Annotated in this window: 19 protein-coding genes and 2 pseudogenes; 14 read left to right on the forward strand and 7 right to left on the reverse strand. The window is 43.8% G+C overall.

The features are described from left to right. Positions 1 to 93: 93 nt before the first annotated feature. Positions 94 to 1,335 (reverse strand): annotated as a pseudogene (locus E5S67_RS15020) (AAA-like domain-containing protein); the annotation flags it as partial. 235 nt (positions 1,336 to 1,570) lie between these two features. Beyond that, the gene (locus tag E5S67_RS15025) at positions 1,571 to 2,893 is read right to left on the reverse strand and encodes an AAA-like domain-containing protein (protein WP_172188520.1); all 1,323 of its coding nucleotides are present in this window, start codon (positions 2,891 to 2,893) and stop codon (positions 1,571 to 1,573) included. A 583-nt stretch (positions 2,894 to 3,476) separates the two neighbouring features. Here E5S67_RS15025 and E5S67_RS15030 point away from each other — a divergent pair. The 3 genes from E5S67_RS15030 to E5S67_RS15040 all read left to right on the forward strand — a co-directional run bounded on the left by E5S67_RS15030 (position 3,477) and on the right by E5S67_RS15040 (position 10,000). Then, positions 3,477 to 5,024 carry a sensor histidine kinase gene (locus tag E5S67_RS15030; RefSeq protein WP_172188522.1) on the forward strand — a complete coding sequence of 516 codons (1,548 nt, stop codon included), beginning with the start codon at positions 3,477 to 3,479 and terminating at the stop codon, positions 5,022 to 5,024. Positions 5,025 to 5,199: 175 nt separating this feature from the next. Continuing rightward, on the forward strand, positions 5,200 to 8,817 hold the full coding sequence (locus E5S67_RS15035; protein WP_172188524.1) for a GAF domain-containing protein: 3,618 nt from the start codon (positions 5,200 to 5,202) through the stop codon (positions 8,815 to 8,817). Between the two features lie 37 nt (positions 8,818 to 8,854). Beyond that, positions 8,855 to 10,000 carry an adenylate/guanylate cyclase domain-containing protein gene (locus tag E5S67_RS15040; protein ID WP_172188580.1) on the forward strand — a complete coding sequence of 382 codons (1,146 nt, stop codon included), beginning with the start codon at positions 8,855 to 8,857 and terminating at the stop codon, positions 9,998 to 10,000. 26 nt (positions 10,001 to 10,026) lie between these two features. Here the strand turns inward: E5S67_RS15040 and E5S67_RS15045 are convergent, their stop codons facing one another. Together E5S67_RS15045 and E5S67_RS15050 are read right to left on the reverse strand one after the other, a co-directional pair. Next, a complete protein-coding gene (locus tag E5S67_RS15045) occupies positions 10,027 to 11,307 on the reverse strand; it encodes a recombinase family protein (protein ID WP_172188526.1) in 1,281 nt (426 codons plus the stop codon). 3 nt (positions 11,308 to 11,310) lie between these two features. Then, entirely contained in the window at positions 11,311 to 11,670 is a 360-nt protein-coding gene (locus E5S67_RS15050) for a VOC family protein (RefSeq protein WP_172188528.1), read from the reverse strand. A 196-nt stretch (positions 11,671 to 11,866) separates the two neighbouring features. On the opposite strand from E5S67_RS15050, the gene E5S67_RS15055 reads away from it, so the two are divergent. The 9 genes and pseudogenes from E5S67_RS15055 to E5S67_RS15080 all read left to right on the forward strand — a co-directional run bounded on the left by E5S67_RS15055 (position 11,867) and on the right by E5S67_RS15080 (position 16,447). Beyond that, on the forward strand, positions 11,867 to 12,154 hold the full coding sequence (locus E5S67_RS15055; protein WP_172188530.1) for a hypothetical protein: 288 nt from the start codon (positions 11,867 to 11,869) through the stop codon (positions 12,152 to 12,154). A gap of 6 nt (positions 12,155 to 12,160) precedes the next feature. Continuing rightward, positions 12,161 to 12,376: a hypothetical protein gene (locus tag E5S67_RS15060; RefSeq protein ID WP_172188532.1), complete on the forward strand. Its 216-nt coding sequence runs from the start codon at positions 12,161 to 12,163 to the stop codon at positions 12,374 to 12,376. Between the two features lie 15 nt (positions 12,377 to 12,391). Next, positions 12,392 to 12,598, forward strand: a pseudogene (locus E5S67_RS34750) (PDC sensor domain-containing protein); the annotation flags it as partial. Beyond that, positions 12,577 to 13,473 carry a HAMP domain-containing protein gene (locus E5S67_RS34410; RefSeq protein WP_339382874.1) on the forward strand — a complete coding sequence of 299 codons (897 nt, stop codon included), beginning with the start codon at positions 12,577 to 12,579 and terminating at the stop codon, positions 13,471 to 13,473. The pseudogene E5S67_RS34750 and the gene E5S67_RS34410, both read left to right, overlap by 22 nt. A 9-nt stretch (positions 13,474 to 13,482) precedes the next feature. Beyond that, complete coding sequence (locus tag E5S67_RS34415) at positions 13,483 to 13,641, forward strand: hypothetical protein (protein ID WP_343045294.1); 159 nt, start codon at positions 13,483 to 13,485, stop codon at positions 13,639 to 13,641. 107 nt (positions 13,642 to 13,748) lie between these two features. Then, on the forward strand, positions 13,749 to 13,931 hold the full coding sequence (locus E5S67_RS34420; RefSeq protein ID WP_339382875.1) for a hypothetical protein: 183 nt from the start codon (positions 13,749 to 13,751) through the stop codon (positions 13,929 to 13,931). Positions 13,932 to 14,151: 220 nt separating this feature from the next. After that, a complete protein-coding gene (locus E5S67_RS15070) occupies positions 14,152 to 15,387 on the forward strand; it encodes an adenylate/guanylate cyclase domain-containing protein (protein WP_172188534.1) in 1,236 nt (411 codons plus the stop codon). Positions 15,388 to 15,418: 31 nt separating this feature from the next. Then, positions 15,419 to 16,027, forward strand: coding sequence for a slr1658 family protein (locus E5S67_RS15075; protein ID WP_172188536.1), 609 nt, complete (start codon positions 15,419 to 15,421; stop codon positions 16,025 to 16,027). Positions 16,028 to 16,093: 66 nt separating this feature from the next. Further along, entirely contained in the window at positions 16,094 to 16,447 is a 354-nt protein-coding gene (locus tag E5S67_RS15080; RefSeq protein ID WP_172188538.1) for a slr1659 superfamily regulator, read from the forward strand. 116 nt (positions 16,448 to 16,563) lie between these two features. Here E5S67_RS15080 and E5S67_RS15085 read toward each other — a convergent pair whose 3' ends face one another. Together E5S67_RS15085 and E5S67_RS15090 are read right to left on the reverse strand one after the other, a co-directional pair. Next, entirely contained in the window at positions 16,564 to 17,982 is a 1,419-nt protein-coding gene (locus tag E5S67_RS15085) for an ATP-binding protein (protein WP_246276797.1), read from the reverse strand. 193 nt (positions 17,983 to 18,175) lie between these two features. Next, a complete protein-coding gene (locus tag E5S67_RS15090; protein ID WP_172188542.1) occupies positions 18,176 to 19,006 on the reverse strand; it encodes an alpha/beta fold hydrolase in 831 nt (276 codons plus the stop codon). A gap of 159 nt (positions 19,007 to 19,165) precedes the next feature. Here E5S67_RS15090 and E5S67_RS15095 point away from each other — a divergent pair, with 159 nt between their 5' ends. Beyond that, entirely contained in the window at positions 19,166 to 19,366 is a 201-nt protein-coding gene (locus E5S67_RS15095; protein ID WP_172188544.1) for a hypothetical protein, read from the forward strand. Between the two features lie 154 nt (positions 19,367 to 19,520). After that, the gene (locus E5S67_RS15105; protein ID WP_246276798.1) at positions 19,521 to 21,503 is read left to right on the forward strand and encodes a BamA/TamA family outer membrane protein; all 1,983 of its coding nucleotides are present in this window, start codon (positions 19,521 to 19,523) and stop codon (positions 21,501 to 21,503) included. Positions 21,504 to 21,966: 463 nt separating this feature from the next. Here E5S67_RS15105 and E5S67_RS15110 read toward each other — a convergent pair whose 3' ends face one another. Next, positions 21,967 to 23,268 (reverse strand): HEAT repeat domain-containing protein, encoded by a 1,302-nt coding sequence (locus tag E5S67_RS15110; protein ID WP_172188546.1) that lies wholly within the window; start codon positions 23,266 to 23,268, stop codon positions 21,967 to 21,969. Between the last annotated feature and the right edge of the window lie 40 nt (positions 23,269 to 23,308).

The raw sequence follows: 23,308 nt of genomic DNA on the forward strand, positions 1-23,308 counted from the left end.
TAATCTTTGGCGTCATGTGTCCTATTTTATGACACTTTGTGTACTCTGCTTATTTTTTTTTCTGTGCTACCGCTACTTATTGAGCGGATACCTCAAACTTTTACCCTGGGCCCAAGCTTGAGCATTTTTCAAGGCTTGTCCGCGCAACAGTCGGGATTTATCTGTCTGCTGGGAAGTTATCCAAGCATCAAAGGCTTGAGAGTATGGACGCAAGGAAGCGAGATTTTTTTCTACCCATTTTTTGTTAAATACTTCTTGATAAATCTGGTTTCTTACCTGTAAAAAACCCTGGTATTTTACTACCAAACCAGACAGCAATAGTTCTACCTGTTCTCGCGAGTCATCGGTTGGTACTTCCACTCCTTGTAAAATTTTTTGATAGATGCCTAATAGTCTTCCTGCACGTTGCTCATTTCTCAGGATGCGATCGCGGATCGTCTTTAAATGTTCTGGTTCGTCTTGAGATTCCCAATTTTGGATGATGTGCGATCGCACAACCGATTCCACAAAAAATTCTTCTGTTCCCGGTGGAATTATCAGCACGTCAGTGTGAGATTCTCGCGTCGCTCTTACTATCAATTGACACAGCTTTTGGCTCAGAAATGGTTGCCCCGAAGTCCAAGCTAATATTGATTTGATAATTGCCTCGGCATTACTAACTACACTCTCTAACCCTTGAGTTAAAGGAGAGGCTTCTTCCCAGGAAAAACCGTGCAAATCTACTGCTTGTCCGATATTAAAAGGTGTCCGATTTTTATCAGCGATTAAATCGCTGGGTGTAGCTACTCCGAAAATTGCGAAGGTAATTCGGTTGTAGGCGGGATTAATGGCTCGTTGGTTGTAACAATAACGAATCAAGGCGAAAAAGTCATCAACGGGAAAATCTAAGCTTAATATACTATCAATCTCATCGACAAATATAAAAATTCGCTCCTGCGGAAATTTTACTAATAAAATCTCTTCAATAAATTGACTCAATCTTTGCAGGAGAGAAACTTCTTCTTGTTCTTTCCACCAAGTTTTTAAGTTAAGTTGCCCTAAAAGATGGAAGCCGCGCCATAAATCCCCAACGATTCCTTTGTACCACTGTAAGGGAGTAATGTTTTCGCTGCCGATGCGGGTCATGTCGATGGTGCAGCATTGAAATCCTTCAGCTTGCAATCGGTGCAAGGTGCGGACTAAGAGAGAAGATTTGCCCATTTGCCGCGAGTTGAGGACGTAACAAAATTCGCCAGCTTTTAATGCTTCGTAGAGTTCGGCATCGGCTGCTCTTACTACATAGGTAGGCGCATTATTGGCGAGACTGCCACCAATTTGGTATGTAAGCTTGGTCATGCCGTTTATGGGTGGTTTTAAAGGTGAGTATGTAGTAAATTTATTTAAAGGTGAGGATGTGGTAATGGAGCTTGATTGTAATAAAAATTATGCCAATTTTGGGCTAATTACCGCCTTTTTTTATTTAGTCCGCCGACGCGGACTTTGTTTGTATAGCAGCGATTTATCATCGCCAGGACAAGTCTAGTTTTCAAGAATAATTTTGTATGGCGCAAAAAAACAGTAAACCCCCGCTCTAAAGAAAGTTGTGCGAACCAAAATACAGGCGGTACAACTCGCAGCTTAGCGTATAGCGGTTGTTATCGATATGAACCAGCCCCATACTCATTAATTTAGAACCTAATATCGGATCTAATTCCACGCCCCGCTCAGATTTTACCACTTGTTTAAGTGCAACCGCAAGTTCGGGATACTCTTGCAATGTCACCCAAAAATTCTGCAAGTAATCTTTATAAATTCCCGCCAGTGTGGGAGCTTCTTGTAGTAGCGTATCTAGCGTTACAGCGTTTTGACAGAGGTGGTAAAAAGCGAGCCGCACCAGATAAGGATGTCCCCCCACCATTGCCATCAGTCGATCGGCATCGGGGCTATCTTTCCAATCCAGTCCGTGACGCTGCGCTAAAGCAAGTATCTGCTCTTTTGTAAAATAGGGTAATTGCAGCGGCAAACCGACATTAAAAGGCGATTCATTCAGCTTAAAAGGAATATAAACTTCTGTGGAGTGAAGTACGATTAACCGCAGTTTTCCAAAAGTTTCTATCCGCTTTGCTTCTTCATGCCAGCTTCGCAGCAGTGGCAAAAATTCTCTGGCAATTTTTGGATACTCTAAAATTCTATTGACTTCATTTAAAGCTAAGACAATAGGGCTCCTTATTTCGGCTAATACATATTGTTGCAAATAAACGGTGCAGCTTACTTTGCTACCCATATCTTCATCCCAATAATCATCTAATAGAGGTGGCAATTTTAGGTGACGGCTGATGTTGGCACAAAACCAGCGTAAAAATTTATCCAAGTTGTCTAAAACAGCTTCCTCAGCTTGCTGAAAATCCAAACTTACGGTTTGGTAGCCAAGAGAATTAGCGCGCTCTAAAATCCGTAGCAGCAGGGAACTTTTTCCCATCTTCCGGGGAGCTTTAATCCGCAGAACACTTCCAGGTTTGTCAATCTGTCGGTACGCGAGTTCCTCAATTAGCGGGTGATGGATATAAAATGGCGAACCGAGGGGTACTGGAGAGCCGGGATAATCTAAAGGTGTTGCTAGGCATTGGCTGCGGGTAAATTCTTCTATTAATTTTCGTTCCTCTGCTGTCAGGGAACGCGATTCTAGAGAGGATCTAAAATTTGATTTACTAATAGGTATCTGCAAGATATCAGAGAGAGATTGCCACAATGACGAGGCGATGTTTCTCAGGTAATGCTCTCCGTAATGAGAGGCTGATGCTATACTTGTATAAGTCTTTCCTTCCCAAACTTGGCGCAGTATTATTTCTTGTACGGGATATAAATTTTTTTTAAATCGGGTACGAGTTAGCTGTATGACCTCATCTATTGTCATAATTTGCAATTATTCCGTAAGTGTATCGTTGATTTTATCTCTTTTGATTGATTGTAAAGCCCTGAGCGATCGCCTATTGAATTGCGACGCGAGGCGGAAGTAATATTTCTCAGGGGGTAACAGGTAAAATCCGTTAAATGTCACCGAACCCTTCTTTATTCTACTCCCTACGGCGTAATCCCTACGCTCGTCGGCCAAAATGTCATGCAGGTGTCACAGTGAGTAGTAAAGCCACAATTATAAATGTGACACTTGACCTTGATAAATTTTAGTTAATTGATGTTAATTTAATCAGATGTAGTTTCATAGAGTTCTGGTGACTATCGGGTGATTGATATGGCTTAAATTTTTCCGGGCAAGGGTTTCAGCGATTTTATTTAGAAAAATTTGTGTTTCTAAATAAAGTTGAGCCACAAATGTTACGCCACAAATCCAAGAGATCCTTTCATATCGCTGCATCTATTCATCACAATTGTGACAATTGTTAAGTCCAAAAGCCTAATTATTCTTTTTGTGTTAGCAGGTTTTTAAATTTTCCTGTAATCCCCTCTAAAAAATAGTAGCAGATAACCGAGTTGATTTGATGCAAATGGTTCATAAAATGTTTTCTAATTATTTTATTCCTCACGGTCATTGCTACTTGTGGAAGCCTGGATTAGTGGGGCTGCACATTTTGTCCGATGCTTTGATTGCCGTGGCTTATTTTTTGATACCCATCACGCTGATTTATATTGTCAACAAGCGGAAAGACGTGCCTTTTGACTGGGTTTTCATGCTGTTTAGCTCTTTTATTATCTGCTGCGGTATTACCCATATTATGGAAATATGGACGCTGTGGCATCCTAATTATTGGTTCTCTGGTTTTCTTAAAGGGATTACGGCCCTGATATCGCTATCTACAGCAGCAGTGCTGGTGGAACTAATCCCAAAAATCTTGGCTATCCCCAGTCCCGATCAATTGGCGGTGGCAAATGTGGCTTTACAAAATGAGATTGGCGATCGCAAACAAGCTCAGGAAGCACTCTCAGAATTAATGCTGGAATTGGAAAAACGGGTTATTGAGAGGACGATCGCTTTAGAATCCACCAATGAACTTTTGTTACAGGAAAATCGCGATCGCTCCTTGGCTGAAAATTCATTGCGGCGCTCTGAAGCTAAACTGCTTGAACGAACTCAGCAGCTAGAGAAAACTCTGCAACAACTTAAAGGCACCCAAGCTCAACTCGTACAAAATGAAAAAATGTCCTCTTTGGGGCAAATGGTAGCTGGCGTTGCTCACGAAATCAATAACCCTGTTAACTTCATTTATGGCAATCTGATTCCGGCTGAGGAATACATTAAAGACCTTTTGGAACTGATTAAGGTATATCAAATTTATTACCCCACTCCTGCGCCGGAAATTGCAGACAAGATTAAAACCATCGAGCTCGATTTTGTTTTAGAAGACCTGCAAAAACTTTTTAGTTCGATGAAGATAGGAGCAGAGCGGATTAGGGAGATCGTTAAATCTTTACGCACTTTCTCCCGGTTAGACGAAGAGGACATGAAAAAAGTAAATATCCATGAAGGTATCGACAGCACTTTAATGATTTTGCAGCACCGCTTGAAAGAACAACCAAAACGTCCGGCTATCCAAGTTATTAAAGAGTATGGAGATTTACCACAGTTAGAATGCTACGCTGGACAGCTCAACCAAGTATTTATGAATATTTTTTCTAATGCTATTGATGCTTTAGAACAGAGGGCACAGCAGGGACATTCGACCAAAGGCTATTGGGAAAATAATTTCGATGAACACTTACACAACACCCATTGCCAACTGCTAAAAATTCGCATCTGCACGCTTTTGGTTGAGGGCAATTGGGTGCAGATTCGCATTGCGGATAATGGCACTGGTATAGATTCTGACGCGATCGCTAAAATTTACGATCCCTTTTATACGACGAAACCTATCGGTTATGGTACGGGCCTGGGTTTGGCGATTTCTTATCAGATTATTAAAAGCCATGAAGGTTATTTGCGTTGTGTTTCCGAGCTTGAGAGGGGTACAGAGTTTATCATTGAAATTCCCTTGAAATCTCAAAATCCGCAACAGGCAACTTGCTCAAAAAAAGTTTTTGTAAAGCTGTAATTTTTGGTTCATCCCGTTTTGGTGAAGCAACTTGTGGGGTGGGCAGAAAAACCCGCACTAACTCAAATATAGGCCAGGCTCTTGGGTCTAACTCATAAGAAAAATAGGGTAGGCTATTCGACATACTATACAACAAGAAGAGCATTTTAATTAATATTATCTGCAATCAAACATTATGTGGCAAATAGTCAAAAGTATCTTTTCTCCAAGTCAGTATATGCCTCACGGTCACTGCTATCTGTGGCAAACACCTTTGGTATGGCTGCACATCACCGGCGACTTTTTAATCGCGATCGCCTACTATTCAATTCCGGCGATGCTGATTTATTTTATCCTCAAGCGGCGCGATATCCCTTTTTTAGGAATATTTGCTTTATTTGGTGCATTTATTATTCTCTGCGGCACGGGTCACTTGTTAGACATTTGGACGCTGTGGCATTCCGCTTATTGGCTGTCGGGAATTGAGAAAGGAATTACTGCAATTGTTTCCTGCTTCACTGCTGGACAGATGGTAACACTATTGCCACAGTTTTTATCTTTAAAAACCCCCCAAGAATTAGAGGCAATAAATCGCAAGTTGCAGAGTGAGATTGCTGTCCGTGAAGATGCAGAATTAGCGCTGCGACACGCTTATGATGACTTAGAAATTAAAGTCGAAGAGCGCACCGCAGAGTTGAGAGAAACCAACGGTTATTTAGAAGCAGAAATTAGAGAAAGAATAGCCGCTGAATCGGCTTTACGCGAACGAGAGCTTAGGTTAACAGAACAACAAAGTGCCTTGCTAGAATTAGCACAAAATTCTAGTATCTACGAGGGAAATCTTAGCGAGGCGTTGAGAGAGATGACACAAATGGCAACCCGTACTCTGAATGTTGAGCGGGGAAGTGTTTGGTTTTATAAGGAAAATAAATCAGCAATGTGCTGTGCCGATCTTTACGAATTGACAGCCAATCAACACAGCGGGGGTGCAGAACTGAAAGTTGCTGACTATCCTAGCTATTTCCAAGCTTTGAAGACAGAACAGGCGATCGCAGCGGTTGATGCCAAAACCGATCCGCGCACCCAAGAATTTAGAGAATCTTATTTGATTCCTTTAAACATCTCGTCAATGCTAGATATACCTATTACCCATCAAGGACGAATTGCGGGTGTAATTTGTTTGGAACATTTGGGCACGCCGAGGAAGTGGACGCTCGACGAACAAAGCTTCGCTAGCTATTTGGCACAGATGACAGCTTTAGCAATGGAAGCTCGCGATCGCAAGCAAGCCGAGTTAAATTTGCGCTCTGTCACCGAACGCTTGCAATATTTGCTTGCGACTACTCCGGCGGTGATTTTTAGCTGCCAATTAGGAGGAAATTATGACGTAACATTTGTTAGCGAGAACGTTATTTCAATGATCGGCTACGAAGCGCGAGAATTTGTTGATGGTTCTCTTGATTGGCATAGCATCGTTCACCCAGAAGATCGAGAGGTTGTTAATACTTCATTCGCTCAGATATTGGAAAAAGGATCGATTTCCTATGAATACCGCGAACGGCACAAAGACGGTAGTTATCGCTGGATATACGATGAGGTTAAGTTGGTCAAAAATGCTGCTGGCAAACCTGTGGAGTGCGTTGGTTATGCAGTAGATATTACTGCACGCAAACAAGCGGAAATAGCCTTGCAGCAACAACTAAAAAGGGAGCGGCTCGTAAATTCCATTCAAGAGCGGATTCGTTCTTCTCTTAACCTAGAAGAAGTGATGACAATGGCTGTGGAAGAAGTGCGCCAGTTTTTGTCAACTGACAGGACAGTTATTTACCGTTTTAATCCAGATTACAGTGGATTTATAGCTGTCGAGTCGGTAGCAGCCAATACGATGCCGATTTTGGGAATTGATATTAACGATCCTTGCTTTCAGGAACACTACGTCTCTGTTTACGAGCAGGGACACCTTCGCGCGATCGACAATATTTACACGGCAGGTATTTCAGAGTGCCACATTAATTTACTGAGCCAGTTTGAAATTAAAGCTAACCTCGTGGTTCCCATTTTGCAAGGTGAAAAATTATGGGGCCTAGTCATTGCTCATCACTGCCGCAGTCAAAGACATTGGAACTCTTCTGAGATAGAATCTCTCAAGCAAATTTCCGTGCAGCTAGCAATTGCCATCCAGCAATCCACGCTTTTTGAACAAGCCAAAACAGAAATTTCCGAACGCAAATTAGCAGAGACAGCATTACAAAAAGCTGTCGTCGTTGCTGATAAAGCTAACCGCGCCAAGAGCGAATTTCTTTCTTCTATGAGCCACGAACTGCGGACTCCCCTGAATGCCATTCTGGGGTTTAGTCAGGTGATGGTGCGCGATTCATCTTTAAACAATCAACACCAGCAGCACCTAGAAATTATTAATCGCGCTGGCGAACACTTGCTTTCCCTAATTAATGACATTTTGGAAATGTCTAAAATTGAAGCGGGCAGAAGTCAGCTTAATGAAAGCAGTTTTAATTTAATGCGCCTGCTAGAAACCTTAAAAGAAATGTTTCGATTAAAAGCTAAAGCTAAGAAATTGCAGCTCAATTTTGAAGTTGTTGACGGCGTACCGCAATTTCTTAATGGAGATGAAGGTAAATTGCGCCAAATTTTGATTAATATTGTAGGAAATGCGATCAAGTTTACAGAGACGGGTAGCGTTACGTTGCAAGTGAAAAAGAAGGTAGAAGAAAGTTTGGCTGTTGAAACCGCAGAGTTTACGGGTACACAAACAAAACCTGCCTCGGCGGGTTCAGAACATTCCTCGCAGGCGGACTTTGATGGTGTAGAGGCGAATGACCTTCGCCGGGTATTTTTACGCCTTCAGTTTGAAATTGAAGATACCGGCCCTGGTATTGCCGCAGAAGAGATGAATAGGTTATTTGAACCATTCGAGCAAACAAAAACAGGTCAACAATCTCAACAGGGTACTGGATTAGGTTTACCAATTAGCCGCAAATTTGTACAAATGATGGGAGGGGATATTGCTGTCAGCAGTACGCCTGGTGTGGGAAGTAAGTTTGCATTTGACATTGAAATCAGGCTTGCCGATCCAACCGAGATGAAAATGCTTAAACCGCAGAAAAAAGTAATTGGTTTAGCACCGAATCAAGCAGAATACCGGATTTTGGTAGTTGACGATCGCGCCGATAACTGCCTAGTCATAGAGAGATTACTGTCACCGTTAGGCATCATCGTGCGAGAAGCTAGAGATGGTCAAGAAGCTATTGCTGTATGGGAGGATTGGCAACCGCACCTGATCTGGATGGATATGCAGATGCCTGTCATGGATGGCTATGAAGCCACCAGAAAAATTAAAGCTCATCCTCTCGGAAAACAAACTGTAATAGTTGCTCTTACTGCTAGCGCTTTTGAAGAAGAACGACATACTATTTTAGGAGCAGGGTGCGATGATTTCATGCGTAAACCATTTGAGGCAAAGATATTATTTGCCAAAATGGAAGAACTTTTAGGAATGCGCTACATTTACGAGGAATCTGTTGATGCACAACAAGAAAATGAAAGCGAAATTAGCGGAGCGACCAGCAATCAATCTGTAGTAGAATCACAAATCGGTCAAATGCCTGTTGAGTGGGTGGAGAAGATATATGATGCTGCTCATGAATGTTGCGACGATAAAATTGTCAAGTTGATTGAGGAAATGCCTAGACAATTTGCTGTAGCCGCACAAGTTTTAACTACTTTAGTGCATGATTTCCTCTTTGATGATATTATAGAGCTAGCGAAATCCGCAGTTACGGCACGTCAGTGTTAATATCTTTAGATCTTAAAAGAATACCGTGAGCGATCGCATGGACAGCAATGAATATCCTACAATTCAAGCCAACATTTTAGTAGTTGATGATAAGCCAGATAACGTGCGGCTTTTATCTACAATTTTGACGGCACAAGGGTATCAGGTTCGTAAAGCGCTGAATGGGCAAAGGGCGATCGCTACCGTGCAAGAGTTTCCGCCGACTCTAATCCTGCTGGACGTGATGATGCCTGAGATGAATGGATATCAGGTGTGTGCAAAGTTGAAAGCTTCACCACAAACCAGTTCCATTCCCGTGATTTTCTTAAGCGCCTTAGATGACGTTGTAGATAAGGTGAAAGCCTTTGATGTGGGAGCAGTTGACTATATTACTAAACCTTTTAACAGTAAAGAAGTATTGGCACGAGTGGCAAATCAGTTAACAATTCAAAGTCAGCAACAGTTACTTCAAGAGCAAACGAAGCAATTAGAAGAAGTTGTGAAACGTTTGCAAAACGAAATTAAAGAGCGACAGGGGGTGGAAGTAGCTTTGCGCCTTTCTCAAAAAAAATCAGATCATTTATTGTTAAATATTTTACCCGCAGCGATTGTTGAAAATTTGAAAAAAGGCCAGGGTTCTGCTGCCGATAGGTTTGACTCAGCAACAGTCCTATTTGCCGATATTGTTGGTTTTACGTCTCTTGCTGCCAGAATTTCACCTCTGGAATTGGTAAATTTGCTAAACAAGATTTTTTCAAAGTTTGACCAATTAACTGAAAAACACGATTTGGAGAAAATTAAAACGAGTGGGGATGCTTATATGGTAGCAGGGGGGGTGCCGGTGCCGAGGCCAGACCATGCTGAAGCGATCGCGGATATGGCATTGGATATGCAGGAAGCGATCGCAGATTTTCAAACTGACACAGGCGAACCGTTTCAAATTCGGATTGGCATTAATACAGGGCCAGTAGTTGCTGGCGTAATTGGCACTAAAAAATTCATCTATGATTTGTGGGGAGATACCGTTAATGTTGCTTCTCGGATGGAATCTCAAGGATTACCGGGATATATTCAAGTTACTGCTGCTATTTACGAGCTGTTAAAAGATCGGTATTTATTTGAGGAAAGAGGCGCGATCCCGGTAAAAGGTAAAGGAGATATGATCGCCTATTGGCTAAAGGGTAAAAAAGTTAGTTCAAGCTAATTGGTAAGTTATAGCCGAACTAATTATTAAAAAATGAAAATAATTTGCAGTTTCCAACTTTCATTCTCGTGTACTATCTCAATGCGATCGATAAACTCTCGAAAATAGAACCTGCGTTCCGATTCCGACAAGTCCAGCCAAAATTGTGGAAGAGAAACAGTTTGAGCAGTTTCTCGCAAATTCACTGGCGGCAGTTGCGCTAATTTGCTTCGCTGTTCGGCAATTTCCGTGCGGATTTTGTATGCTCTCAACTCTGCCGTTTCAGTGTCTAAAATGCCGCTTTCCATCAGGGCGGGAAGTTGGTCTAGGATTTCTTGTTTCGAGGCGATCGCCCTTTCAATTCTTGCTTTAATTCCGTTGATATCTGGCATTTGCAGCGCGGCGACAGCAGCGGGCAAATCCCGACAGATTCCTTCAATAGTTGATTGCAATATTTCTTGGTAGGAAAAGCCACTGCATTTAGGCTGAGACAGACACTTAATGGGCCGCAAATAAAGGTATTCTCTATCTTTGCGGTAGGAGGTGACTTTGGCAACTGTCATGGGCGATTTGCATTCCGCACAAATTGCTAAACCTGCGAGGGAACGGGGGGCGCTGGCGCTGCGGGGAGAAAGGCGGCCGTTGCGGCGCAGCAATCTGTCTATTTGGGCGGCTTCTTCTCTGGAAATAATCGCGACGTGGGTGTTAGAAATTACTTGGCCGTTTTGATATTCCAAATCGCCTCGGTAGGCGGGATTTGTCAGCCAGCGGCGGCCTGTGCTGACGGAGATTTTTTTGCTGTATTTCTTTGCTAAATACCGCACGGAACCGCGCAAAGACCCGTAGATTAGAAAGTGTTCAAAAAAGTCTTTGACGGCGGCGGCAGCCGATCGCTCGATCGTGTAGCGCTCTTTGCCGCGCCGGTAGCCGTAGGGAGCTTTACCCGGTGGAATCCGGGATTTGATGCGGTTGCGGGCGTGTCCTTTGCGAATGCTCCGGCTGTGTTGGCTGCGCTGGAGTTCTGCGAGGATTTGCAGCAAGTTTTTGCGGTTTCGCGGTTCTGTTTCTGCTTGTACGATGATTTCGACGCCGAGGTTTTCGAGTTGGGCGAGGTGCGAACACACTTGCTGTAATGTGTCGCCGAGTTCTTCAAAGCGCTGAATTAGCAGGTATTTGACGGGTTCTGTTTGGCAGTCTTTGAGGAGTTGTTGCAGTTGTTGCCGCCCTCCTAAGTCTTGATATATTCGATCGACCTCTTGGCCCCAAATTTCGGCTGCCGGCGCAGGTTCTAGCAGCGGTTCGCTGTAAGAGTAGGCAATGATTTTCATCTTTTACTCGCTCAGTTCAATTATATTTCCGTCGGGGTCTTGGGTAAATAATGCCGATCGACCTGACGCGCTCATTTGAAACGGGCAATTGTGAGCAATTAATTGCTCTCTGGCTGCTGCTAAGTTAGCAACAGAAAATGCTAAATGTCGGTTGCGCCCCCATTTGTCATTGTCTGCGGCATCTGGGATAATCGTTGCAACTACAATTAGGTGTATCTGGAAATTGCCGACTTGATACCAGATACCGGAAAATTTTAATTGTCTATCTATTTTTGACAGTCCTAATATGCTGCTGTAAAATTGTTCTGATTTTTCGAGGTTGGAAACCAGTATGGCGGCGTGGAGGGCTTGAGTAATTTGCATTTTTTTGGGGATTTATTTTTTTATTTTAACCGCTGATGCAGGCAGAGGAGCGCTGATGAACGCAGATTGGCTGATGTTTATTCCGTTTTTGATATAATCATAACATTGTCAGTCGTTATTAACATATCTACTGAGCTAGAAGCGAGGCAGCAATTCCAGTTTGTGGCAGCATTTAAAAACTTCTTGATATCATGCTATGGCCTCCACCCTTTGCCAATTCCGCCTCCGCACCGCCCTCGCAGTTTCCTTCCTGCTGCAAATCTTTGCAGCCGTTGGTTTAGTTGGCTATCTTTCCTTCCGCAATGGACAAAAAGCGGTAACAGATTTGGCTAACAAGTTAATGACTGAGGTGAGCAATAAAACCGATCGGCACCTAGATAACTATTTCTCAACCCCTCACCATATTAATCAGATCGACATCGATGCGATCGCAACAGGATTGCTGAATCTAGATGACTTAGACCTTGCTGGACGCTATTTTTGAAAGCAAGTGCAAGCATTCGATCATCTTGGCTCGATCTCCTATGCACTTTCAGACGGACGCTTTATTGGTGCTGGGCCAGTCAGACCGGGGAAAGGCGTCACTATTGACGAGCTTTCAGCAAGGACAAACCGGAAAATTTACGGCTACACAACCGACAACCAGGGGAATCGAACTAAAGTAGTGCAGGTTGCTGCATTTGATACGGTGACAGCAGAATGGTAAACTCAGGCGGCTAAAGCGGGTAAACCCATCTGGACTTCTGTGTATGCGTTAGACCAGTTTGAATTTATTGCTGTAGGGGCCATGCGTCCTATTTTTGCAAAGGGCAAACTAATCGGAGTGATTGGGGTTGATTTACAACTGTCCAATATTACTAACTTTCTGCACAACTTAAGCTTGAGCAAATCCGGGCGAACTTCATCATGGAACGAGATGGGCAGTTGATTGGAAATTCCGGTTCCCAACCCTATTTTACAAGGGTGAACAATCAAGCCCAACGCTTCAGCGCCCTGAACATCTCCGATCCTGTGATTCAAGCTGCTGCTCAAACCCTGCAAAATGAGTTCGGCAGCTTTCAAAAGATTAGAAAAACCCAAAGGCTTAACATTAAAATTAAAGGACAGCAATACTTTGTCCTGGTTGCTCCCTGGCAAGACAAGTTTGGGTTGGACTGGCTAATCGTGACGGTGGTTCCCGAGTCATATTTCATGGCCCAAATCCATGCCCATACCCACACCACAATTCTATTGTGCGCGATCGCATTTACTGTGGCAACGGCAATGGGAATTCTCACAGGCCGCTGGATTACTCGCCCCATTGAAGGCATCACCAAAGCTTCGGAATACATGGCTAAAGGTTATCTCGACCGACAGGTAAAAATTAGTTCGATCGTCGAACTTAAAAAACTAGCCAATTCTTTTAACAGCATGGCAGGACAACTCAAAGAATCCTGTGAAACTTTGGAAGATAAAGTTAAAGAACGAACCGCTGAACTCGCCACAGCTAATACAGAAATTGCGACTCTCAATCACCGACTCAAAGCGGAAAATATGCGGATGAGTGCCGAACTAGACATTCTCACACAACAAATGCAGAAATTGATTTTGCCCAAACGCCAAGAACTAGAGGAAATTAAAGATTTAGATATTGCCGGATTCATGGAATTAGCCGACGAAATAGGCGGTGATTATTACGATGTTCTCCATACCGACGGTGTGGTTACAATTGGCATCGGCGATGTCACTGGACACGGACTAAAAAGCGGCATTTTGATGGTAATGACTCAAGCTGCTGTCCGCACTCTTCAGGAAATGCAATAATCCGAACCTGTGCGTTTTTTAGATACCCTAAACCGCACTATTTATAAAAATGTCCAGCGCATGAACTCGGACAAAAGTATGACGCTAACTATTCTCAATTATGCCGATCGCACAATTAGTATCAGCGGTCAGCATGAGGAAACTCTTGTGGTCAGGAAATGCGGTTAAATCCAGCGAATAGACACAATAGATTTAGGATTTGCGATCGGCTTAGATGAGAATATTTCCGAGTTATCGGCTATGTTTTAGTAGAGTTAGAGCCGGGGGAAGGGGTGGTGCTTGATACTGACGGCATCCCCGAAGCTAGAAATATGGACAAAAAATTCTACGGTATCGAAAGACTTTGTGAAGTGGTTTCTCAAAACTGGCATTTAAGCGCCGAACAATTCAAGGAAGCCGCCATCGATGGCGAGAATTTATGGGAGAACAGAAGGTATTTGATGATATTACTTTGCTAATATTGAAGCAGCAGGGAAATATCGTGCATAATTTATGATTGACTGTCATTAACCCGGTTTCTAGCATCGCTATTGGATTTAGTGGCGAAGCATCTCAGCAGAAGAAGCATCTCAGCAGAAGAAGGAGAAACCGGATTTCTCGCTCCGCCTGTGTAAGTTCTAGTAATTTACAGCGAGCGAGTGAAACAATTTTGCGATCCCAGATTCGAGAGGATAAATTATGAAACCCAAAATAAATTTAGCACAATCTACATCTCCAGAAAAGCTCAATACCCAGCTACAGGATTTGATGCAAAAACTTGAGGAAGCCGAAGATGAAAAAAATAGCTATGAAACTTTAGTAGAAATTATCACGGAACACTCCACGGATCTGGAAAACCAGATCCATCATAAAAATCGAGAGATGCAGACTTACATCGAGCAGGTCAAAAAGGTAATAGATGCAGCTATTGCTGTGAAAAATAACAGCTTTGAACCCCAGATATTGTCAGAGGTGGCAGCGCGTAGTGATGCATTGGGAGAACTGGCACAGGTATTCTCGCATATGGTGCAAACGGTGAAAGCGCGGGAACAAGAATTAGAGAAACTTTTGCAGGCTTACGGACGTTTCGTTCCCGATGAATTTCTCCAATTTCTCGGCAAGCAGAGCATGGTTGATTTCCAGCTTGGAGATCACGTCAGCAAAGAGATGGCAATTATGTTTTCCGATATGCGTTCGTTCACCACGATGGCGGAGCAAATGACTCCTCAAGAAAACTTTGACTTCATCAATAACTATTTACAGCAAATTAGTCCCGAAATTCGCAAGCATAACGGTTTTATTGTCAAGTATATAGGAGATGGAGTCATGGCAGTTTTTCCCGATGGCGTTGATGATGCTATTCAGGCAGGAATTATGAAGTTGGAGCGGTTGCAAAAATACAATCAAAGCCGTGTAATAAATGGGTACGTACCGCTGAATATTGGCATTGGTATCCATGTCGGTGATACAATGGTGGGAATTATTGGAGACGCGAACCGGATGCAAGCCGATGCCCTGTCCGATCATGTCAATCTCACGGCGCGTCTGGAAAGTTTAACTAAGTATTATGGCGTATCTTTATTAGTTTCAGGAGATGTGGTACAACGTTTGACTCAACCAGAAAAGTATCATATTCGATTTTTGGATCGTGCCATTGTCAAAGGTAGACAAGAAGCCATTACTGTTTGTGAGGTGTTAGATGTTGATGCAGAACCAGTGCGATCGCTCAAAATTCAAACAGTGCCTATTTTTGAGGAAGGACTCGAACAATATTGTCTGGGAAATTTTGCTAATGCCAAAGTTTGTTTTGAACAAATAGTGGCACTAAATCCAGGTGACAAACCCAGCCAACTTTACCTAGAACGCATCCAAGCATTTTTAGAAAATAGTATTCCCGCTAACTGGAATGGCGTGTGGAAATTTACCCAGAAGTGACATTAACACATCAATTGAATGGAGAACAATAATGACATCTGGAAGCTTACAATCTGTGACAGAAATCTGTGGAGAATTCATTGACCAATTTCCACCGGAACACGACTCCCTAGAACTTACTTTTACGCCTAGCTCTCGCCCCATCAAGCAGCGCTGGCGCAACAACAGGCTTTCGGCTCATTTTGTAGCCGATTATTTGTCCAGCTTTCTACCAGTGGACGCAGAGGATGCTAGCAGCGAGAAACGGGTTAAACAAAGCAAGGGAGCTGTGAGCTACGTCGCTAACGAACTGTTAGAAAATGCGATAAAATTTAATAAGGATGATACCAATTACAAAGTCAGATTTGGCATACACTTTATTGGTGAAACAGAGGTGACTGCCGTAATTTTTGCCAGTAATAGTGTCAATCCAGAAGGCGCGAATAAGTTAAAGGAGTTTATTAAAGAAATTCTGGCTTCCGATCCCAATGAACTTTATTTGCAGCAGCTTGAAAAGAATGCTGAATCTGAAAGCGACACCTCGGGATTGGGATTGCTGACTATGATTAATGACTATTCAGCTAAGATAGGTTGGAAATTCGACCCAAGGCCAGACAGTGATACGATCGCTGTGACGACTGTGGTTCAAATTAGGGTCTAGTTTCAACCATTTCAATATTTACTCTCTTGTGCGATCGCAGTATTTTACTCAGGAAACCAAAGAACAATGAGCATTCAAGAAATTAAAGGTGAAGATTACAACATTCAGTACGATGGAGAATCAGCCACAATCATTTTCCAAGGCGAACTCAGCCTGGGCGGACCAGCAGAGTATGCACCAATAGCCGAATTGTTAGATGAAGTCGCCAATCCCGAACCGCCTACTATTACCTTGAACCTAAAAAAATTGGACTTTGTTAACAGTTCTGGTATCAGTATGCTGTCTAAGTTTGTCATTAGCGTCCGGAAAAAGAAAACGATTAAACTTTTGGTATTGGGTTCAAATGATGTTCCTTGGCAACAGAAATCTCTCAAAAATTTAGAAAAGCTGTTGCCAACTTTGAAGCTAGAATTAGAGTAGGATATGTGTAAATTTCAACTATAGTTAACATAGGCGGGACGCCCATACCACAATTAACACAGGCGTCCTGCCCGTGCCACAATTAACACAGATAAATTTGGATATTTGTAAATTGCTTAAATTTGCTGTACCGGCAGTTCAATGATAAACTCGGTTCCTTTGGACGGTTCAGACTCGCACCTGAGCGCTCCTCCGTGATTTTCTACTAATATTTTGTAGACAATAGACAATCCTAAACCGGTACCTTTACCGATTTTCTTTGTGGTAAAAAACTGCTCGAACATTCGTTCTTTTATCTCTGCTGTCATTCCCGTTCCCGTGTCAGCAATCCGTACTCTCACGCGATCGGACCCAGCTAATTCTGTGCTGATCGAAATTTTTAGCGCAGCATGGGGCTCATTTTGTGATGCCTCGTCCAAAGCATCGATCGCGTTGGTAATTAGATTCATAAATACTTGATTGAGCTGTCCGCCATAACACTCTACAGCAGGCAATTTTCCATAATTTTTAACTACTTGAATGTCGCGACGGTCTATTTGAGAATTGAGACGGTTTCGCAAAATTAACACGGTGCTGTCAATGCTGTCGTGCAAATCGCACAGGGTCATGTTACTGTTATCGGTTCGCGAAAAGTTGCCCATAGATTTGACAATTTCGCGAATGCGATTGGAACCCATTTGCATAGAAGAGATAACTTTAGGCAAGTCTTCAACTAGAAAATCAAGATCTATCTCTTCGATTAAAGTTTTAATTTCGGGACAGGGATTGGGACAGTATTCTTGATACAGACACAGCAGGTTCAGCAAATCTTGAGTATAAATTGCGGCATGGCTCAAGTTGCCGTAAATAAAACTAACTGGGTTATTAATTTCGTGGACGATACTAGCCATTAGCGCCCCCAGCGAAGACATTTTTTCGCTGTGGAGGAGTTGAGCTTGAGTTTGTTTGAGTTCGCAAAGTGCGCGATCGAGCTGGGCCGTTTGAGCTTCCGCTTTCGCGGTAGCAGCGCAACTTTCTTGATAAAGTTCAACCTGTTTGAGGTCGATTTCAAATTGTTCGATTTCGCTTTCTTGCTGGTATTGACTCACCACGGCATCGAAAGCTTCTAGCAAGTCGCCGCCCGCAGCTTCGACAATGTACAGCATATCGGGATTGTCCAGCCTGATTTCGGCATCAGGAACTTGCACCAATGCTTTTATTCGATCGATATATTCGCGGACTTGTTTGTCTAAATACAGTGGCGGCTCAAAATACATTGCCTTGAGGGTGGCTGAAGGGGGACTGCCTAAGTTGATGCTGCTGCCAATATTAATTAAGTCGCGGTGCGATTTTTCCATAAGCTCGATCGCCTCTAACAAATCCCCGCGCAGTTTTGCTCTTTCTGCCGCATTCTCAGAGCAAGCTAACCTCATGCAAAAAAAAGCCGTTCGTTGGGAAAGCATTCGCTGGCGGCCGCTGATGTTAATTACCGCAGCACTAATTTTTCTGGCTGTCGTAATTTCTTCCAGATTAAAGTAGTTATTCAGTGTCGCCATTGATAATGCCCCCGACTCAACTAAATGTCTGTAGCTCCTGCTGACACAAGATTTAAGAGCCATAAAATTTTTTTGTACAAGACACTAACTAATATATTGTGTAGTTCGTAATAAAGTAGTATACTAAAACACAATTATTTTCATTTTTTGACTTATCACAATTTTCATAATTCGGCTTGTTGCATAGTTTTTCTTAATTATTCAAAAATTTACTAATCAACTTGGCCATGATTTGAGCTTGAGTTTGCGGCAAGCCGTGAGTGGAATTGGGAATAATTGCTAACTCGGCCCCCGGTATCTCGTTGGCATAGGTTTGACAGTGCCATAGAGGAATAGTTTCGTCGCTATCTGCGGCGATTACTAAGGTAGGAATTTTCAATTGGTGAATTTCTTTTTCTACGGTATCAACTGCATCTTCCGGCCGCATCCGGCTCATTAAAAATGACCTTGCTACTGGTTGAGACATTAACTCCCGTCGCCACCCGGAAATTTGCTGCAATTTATCACTTTTTCCGGCTAAACTAGCAAAAGGTTTGGCTAACTGCAAGGCCCAATCAACGGCGGTTGTTTCCCACAGCAGCGGCCGCAAAGCATCGTATTGACCGCAAAAACTATCGTCCCGAATTCCCGCAGGTGCTGCTAATACTAAACTGCTGACTGAATTAGGATATTTTAGGGAATATGCAGATGCGACCCAACCGCCAAAAGAATGTCCGATAATGCAGCAAGGTTCGATATTTAGTTGTTCTACAACTTGCCGCACAAAAGCAACTTCTACAGCTACATCGTAGCGGATTTCTGGTTTGCTGGATTCTCCAAAACCCAACATATCTAAACTGATGCACCGAAACTGAGATTGCAATAACTCAATTAATGGCAGCCAGCAAGTCTTTTCTCCGAAGAAACCGTGCAGCATCAATAAGGGTCGGCCGCACCCGATGTCGAGGTAGGCGGCTGTTTGGCTGCTGCTATTGACAAAGGTACTTAATGTGTGATTCTGTCCTACAAGTGCTTGAGACTGCATGGGCGATCGATTCCTGATAGGTAAGAAATGTTTGTAAACAATTGTAACAAAACCGCAGTCCAAAGGTTAAACTTCATTACGGAGTACACAATTAGAAATAGACCATGATATTCTCTATTATTATTTGAAAATACTGCCAACTCAAAGCAGGAGAACACTTTGAACTCTACTTTAAAACAGTACCCGGCTTGCTCTCTTCGCGAAGATGTCAGTGAGTACGTAGCACACCTACAGCTTCACATGACTTTACAAGCTCGCAACTTGCTCCCTACCATTACCACCGCTAAGGATAGTCGCGAACTACTGTTGCAGCAAACTCAGGCTCATTTTGAGAAACGAGTTTCTCGACAAGCTATTTAAACAAATTTTACGATCGCCCGCGGTCGATCGAATTTTCCCAAATTCCAGCATCGTAGAAACCCGGTATCCCCAAAAATACCGGGTTTCTTTTCGGCTAATTAGGCAGGGGGCCAGGTTTTGGGTAATATGCGTTGGGTTCTTTAATTTTATGTTTATGCGAATTCCGATTATTGCATTTTTGACTTTGGCGTCGGTGGCTGGTGGCGAATTGGGGGCGCGGGCGATCGATCCGAGTGCCGCACTGACTGAGGCGGAGTTTAGAGAAGGAACCGCAGAAATTGACAGGCGAGACGCCTGTCCCACAAGGGCACAGACGGAGGATGAGGTGAGTCTCACATCTGACACCATTCTCAAGAACGGGCAAGATGCCCGTTCCACAAGAGATGAATTGTTTTGTGGAACAGGCATCTTGCCTGTCCATAAAAAGCTGATTGAGAATGGTGCAACCTCTCAGGTGAGTCCAACTGTGGGGGATTTGCCGGCATCCGACGAGCTCGCAGTTGCGGTCGAAGTACCCGCGGCGCAGCTATCCCCTAGGGAATCTCCTTCATATCGTTTCCCGTTGCATCAAAATAATAAAATCGAGCCAACAGTTAACACTCAACCATTGAGTTTTTCCACCCCTCCTTCTACAGTCAACAGTCAACAGTCAACAGTCAACAATCACCTGACGGTGCAACCGGAATTGATATCACTCAAGTCCAGCCACCATAAAGATTTTACATCTCTGTTAAAAACTCCGGCGCTCGCGGCAAAAGCCGAAATCCCCGAAGCAGTAAACAGCAACGCCCAACAGCTAGGCGGTACTCTACAAATCAGTCAAGCGGGCAATGCTGAGGGCGTTTACGTTGCTGAGGTGAAAATTCGCTTTGTCAATTCCAGAGGCGAAGCTGTTGATAAACAAGGGAATCCCATTGAGGGCAGAATTTCGGAAGATTTTATTCGAGGCGAGCTCAAACTCAAGGCGGGGGATAACTACAGCCCGTCCGCTGTACGATCGGATTTGCAGCAGTTGCAGCAATTGGGATTGTTTGACAAGGTTACGGTTTCGATCGAAGAAGTTGGCACGGATATTAATGTAATCTACAACGTTCAAGAGCGATCGGCTCGCTCTTTTAGCGTGAGTGCCAGTCTTAGTGATGATGTTGGCGTTGCTGTTCCTCTTTCCTATACCGATCGAACTTTCGGCCGGGTCCCGCAGCGGCTGGCGGTGGAACTTCAGCCCAGCCTCCGAGGTATCGAGTACGATGTCCAGTTTGTCAGCCCTTACGTTGCCGCCGAAGACCGTTTGGGATACAGTGTGAGAGCTTTTGGCGATCGCAGAATATCGGAAATTTTCAACAAAGATATTGATTTGCCCAACGGGGACCGGGTACGGGAAATTCGGGTGGGGGGAAATCTCAGGTTTACCAGACCTTTGGGCGAGTGGCAATCGACTTTGGGATTAAATTATACAAATATCAGCACGCGCGATCGCAACTTAGATATCGCCCGCCGCGACGAACTCGGCAATCCTCTCACATTCAGCGGCAGCGGCGTTGACGAGTTATACACAGTTTCTTTTGGTGCGATGCTCGATCGGCGCGACAATCCCTTCGACCCAACCAGAGGCTCGATTCTCAGCCTCAGCACCGAGCAGTCGATACCTCTGGGGCGAGGTAACATTGTGAGTAACCGCCTGTTGGCGAATTACATACAGTATGTACCAATTACTTGGCTCGGCCGCAGCGACTCCGAGGCCTTGCCAGAAATGTTGGCTTTTAACTTGCAAGCGGGCACTGTAATTGGGGATTTGCCGCCAACAGAAGCTTTTCGCCTGGGCGGTCGCAATTCCGTGCGGGGTTACGATAGCGGGGATATTGGCAGCGGCCGGAGCTATTTTTTAGCTTCCGGCGAATATCGGTTTCCTGTCAGCAGGGATGTCGGCGGGGTGATATTTGTTGATTTTGCGTCGGATTTGGGAACAGGAGATAGCGTACTGGGAAAACCGGCGGTAGTCAGGGACAAACCGGGGACTGGGGCGGGTGTTGGGGTGGGTGTGAGGGTGCGATCGCGCTTTGGATTAATTCGCTTAGATATGGGGGTTAGCGACTCCGGCGATCTCAAATTTATACTCGGTACCAAGCAACGATTTTAAATTAGTCATCAGTCAGCAGTCATTAGTCACGAGTTAAGTGTAGATACAAGAAGCGATTTTAATTGCCAGTTGCTAAAAAAGGTTTCAGTCTACGGTTTTAAACAGCGCCGTGTCGGTGATTGCTGCGTCTGATCGGGCGAGTTGTCGATCGTATAATTGAGTTTGATTTCGTTCCCCAACCCAAGCTACAAAGTGTTCACTATATATTTGTGGTAGTAATTGAAATTAATTGCCATACAGCACCTCGGTAAGGACATAATATTAAGGACACAACGGGAGCATCTCAGTTTTGCTTTTAAATGCGTGCGAGCCGGACGCTCGCTATATGTATATACTGTGCTGGGCGGGACGATCGCACTCCAAAAAAACGCTTTTTACTCTCTGCTGAGATGCTCCGGAGACAACGTTGTTGTATCCTGCGTTGTAGGTAATTGAGAATTGCTATATTTATCCTAGTAACGACTTAACGCTTTGGTTTCTTCAGATCGACAGTTTTGGGCTTAGCCGCCGGAGTGCGCGGATAAAACTTAAACTTATTGAGCGCAGCACTTGCCGATTTAGCCACACCGCTATCTGTATCTCGCAAAGCTTTTTGCAGCAGCGGAATCACTTTTTCCGACTTAATCATTGCTAGTGCTTCCACAGCGGCTCCGCGCACCTCCGGGTGAATATCTTGAGCTAATTTTCCCAAGGTTTCTATTGCTCGCTGACCTTCTGCTCTCAGAGCATTAGCAGCAGCCATTTTACCTAAAGCAGACGCTGCAAACTTGCGAGTTTCTTTGTCCTGACTTTGAACACATCCCATCAACTGCGGTAGGGAATAGCTTGGTGCTTGTCTGGCAATTGGAAGCTGTTGTTCGGCTTCTGGTTGAGGTAAATCAATTGATTGTGGTTCGGAAAAATCTGTGTAATTTAACTCTTCTTCAAATTCTGTTTGATGTAACTCACTTGGCTGTTCCTGCCAAACTTCTTGTTGTGGTAAATATTCTCCAAATTCTGTGGGATTTAACTGACTGAACTGCTCCTCCGGGACTTCTTGTGGTTGTACGTTACTCTCGTACTGCTGTTGCAAAGACCTGATAGTAGCTTGCATCTGAGCTTCGTGAGCTTTCAACTGCTCGTTAGCCGCTTGCAACTGGCTCTCGTATTGCTCTTGCAAAGCCTGCATATTTAACTGCATCTCAACCTCGCGGTTCTCATATTCCTCAGCAGTTTGCCTCAAGCGAATTTCGTGTTCATTTTGCAGGTTTTGCAAATGTTGCTCCATCTGAGCTTGATAATTTAGATGCAATTCGTCAGCAACTCTGAGTAAATGATGTTCGTGTTCTGCTTGCAGAGATTGTAGATTTTGCTGCATCCTAGCATTGTTAGCAGCTTCTAATTCCTCGCTGATTTGTCGCCGCAGCTCATGCTCGTCTGCGCCAGCAACTTGTTGAAGCTGACTGTCGCGTTCTGCCTGAACTTGTTTGAGCCTGATTTCGTATTGATTCGCAACTTGTTTGAGCTGATTTTCGTATTGGGTAGTAACTTGTCTGAGTAAATTTTCGTGTTCGATAGTAGCTTTTCTAAGCTGATTTTCCCGTTCTCCTTGCTGAGTTTCGACAGCTTGTTGCACGCGAGACATCTGAGCTAATTCTATTTCCTCAGTAATTCTGCGAGTTTGCTGCAAGTATTCTTGCTTTTGCTTGTTTAACCGCTTTTCAACCAACCAGTAAGCAACTGCTATGCCTGCCAAAAAACCTACGATCGCTCCTATGATGCCCACAACTGATATCCTCCCGACAAAATAGTTATACTGAACTTTT

Source organism: Microcoleus asticus IPMA8 (assembly GCF_013179805.1).
Taxonomy (GTDB): Bacteria; Cyanobacteriota; Cyanobacteriia; order Cyanobacteriales; family Microcoleaceae; genus Microcoleus; species Microcoleus asticus.

Bases quoted from the DNA above. Each gene is read 5' to 3' on its own strand.
- E5S67_RS15025 (WP_172188520.1), bottom strand. From the start codon at position 2,893: ATGACAATAGATGAGGTCATACAGCTAACTCGTACCCGATTTAAAAAA.
- E5S67_RS15030 (WP_172188522.1), top strand. From the start codon at position 3,477: ATGCAAATGGTTCATAAAATGTTTTCTAATTATTTTATTCCTCACGGT.
- E5S67_RS15035 (WP_172188524.1), top strand. From the start codon at position 5,200: ATGTGGCAAATAGTCAAAAGTATCTTTTCTCCAAGTCAGTATATGCCT.
- E5S67_RS15040 (WP_172188580.1), top strand. From the start codon at position 8,855: ATGGACAGCAATGAATATCCTACAATTCAAGCCAACATTTTAGTAGTT.
- E5S67_RS15045 (WP_172188526.1), bottom strand. From the start codon at position 11,307: ATGAAAATCATTGCCTACTCTTACAGCGAACCGCTGCTAGAACCTGCG.
- E5S67_RS15050 (WP_172188528.1), bottom strand. From the start codon at position 11,670: ATGCAAATTACTCAAGCCCTCCACGCCGCCATACTGGTTTCCAACCTC.
- E5S67_RS15055 (WP_172188530.1), top strand. From the start codon at position 11,867: ATGGCCTCCACCCTTTGCCAATTCCGCCTCCGCACCGCCCTCGCAGTT.
- E5S67_RS34410 (WP_339382874.1), top strand. From the start codon at position 12,577: ATGGAACGAGATGGGCAGTTGATTGGAAATTCCGGTTCCCAACCCTAT.
- E5S67_RS15070 (WP_172188534.1), top strand. From the start codon at position 14,152: ATGAAACCCAAAATAAATTTAGCACAATCTACATCTCCAGAAAAGCTC.
- E5S67_RS15075 (WP_172188536.1), top strand. From the start codon at position 15,419: ATGACATCTGGAAGCTTACAATCTGTGACAGAAATCTGTGGAGAATTC.
- E5S67_RS15080 (WP_172188538.1), top strand. From the start codon at position 16,094: ATGAGCATTCAAGAAATTAAAGGTGAAGATTACAACATTCAGTACGAT.
- E5S67_RS15085 (WP_246276797.1), bottom strand. From the start codon at position 17,982: ATGGCGACACTGAATAACTACTTTAATCTGGAAGAAATTACGACAGCC.
- E5S67_RS15090 (WP_172188542.1), bottom strand. From the start codon at position 19,006: ATGCAGTCTCAAGCACTTGTAGGACAGAATCACACATTAAGTACCTTT.
- E5S67_RS15105 (WP_246276798.1), top strand. From the start codon at position 19,521: ATGCGAATTCCGATTATTGCATTTTTGACTTTGGCGTCGGTGGCTGGT.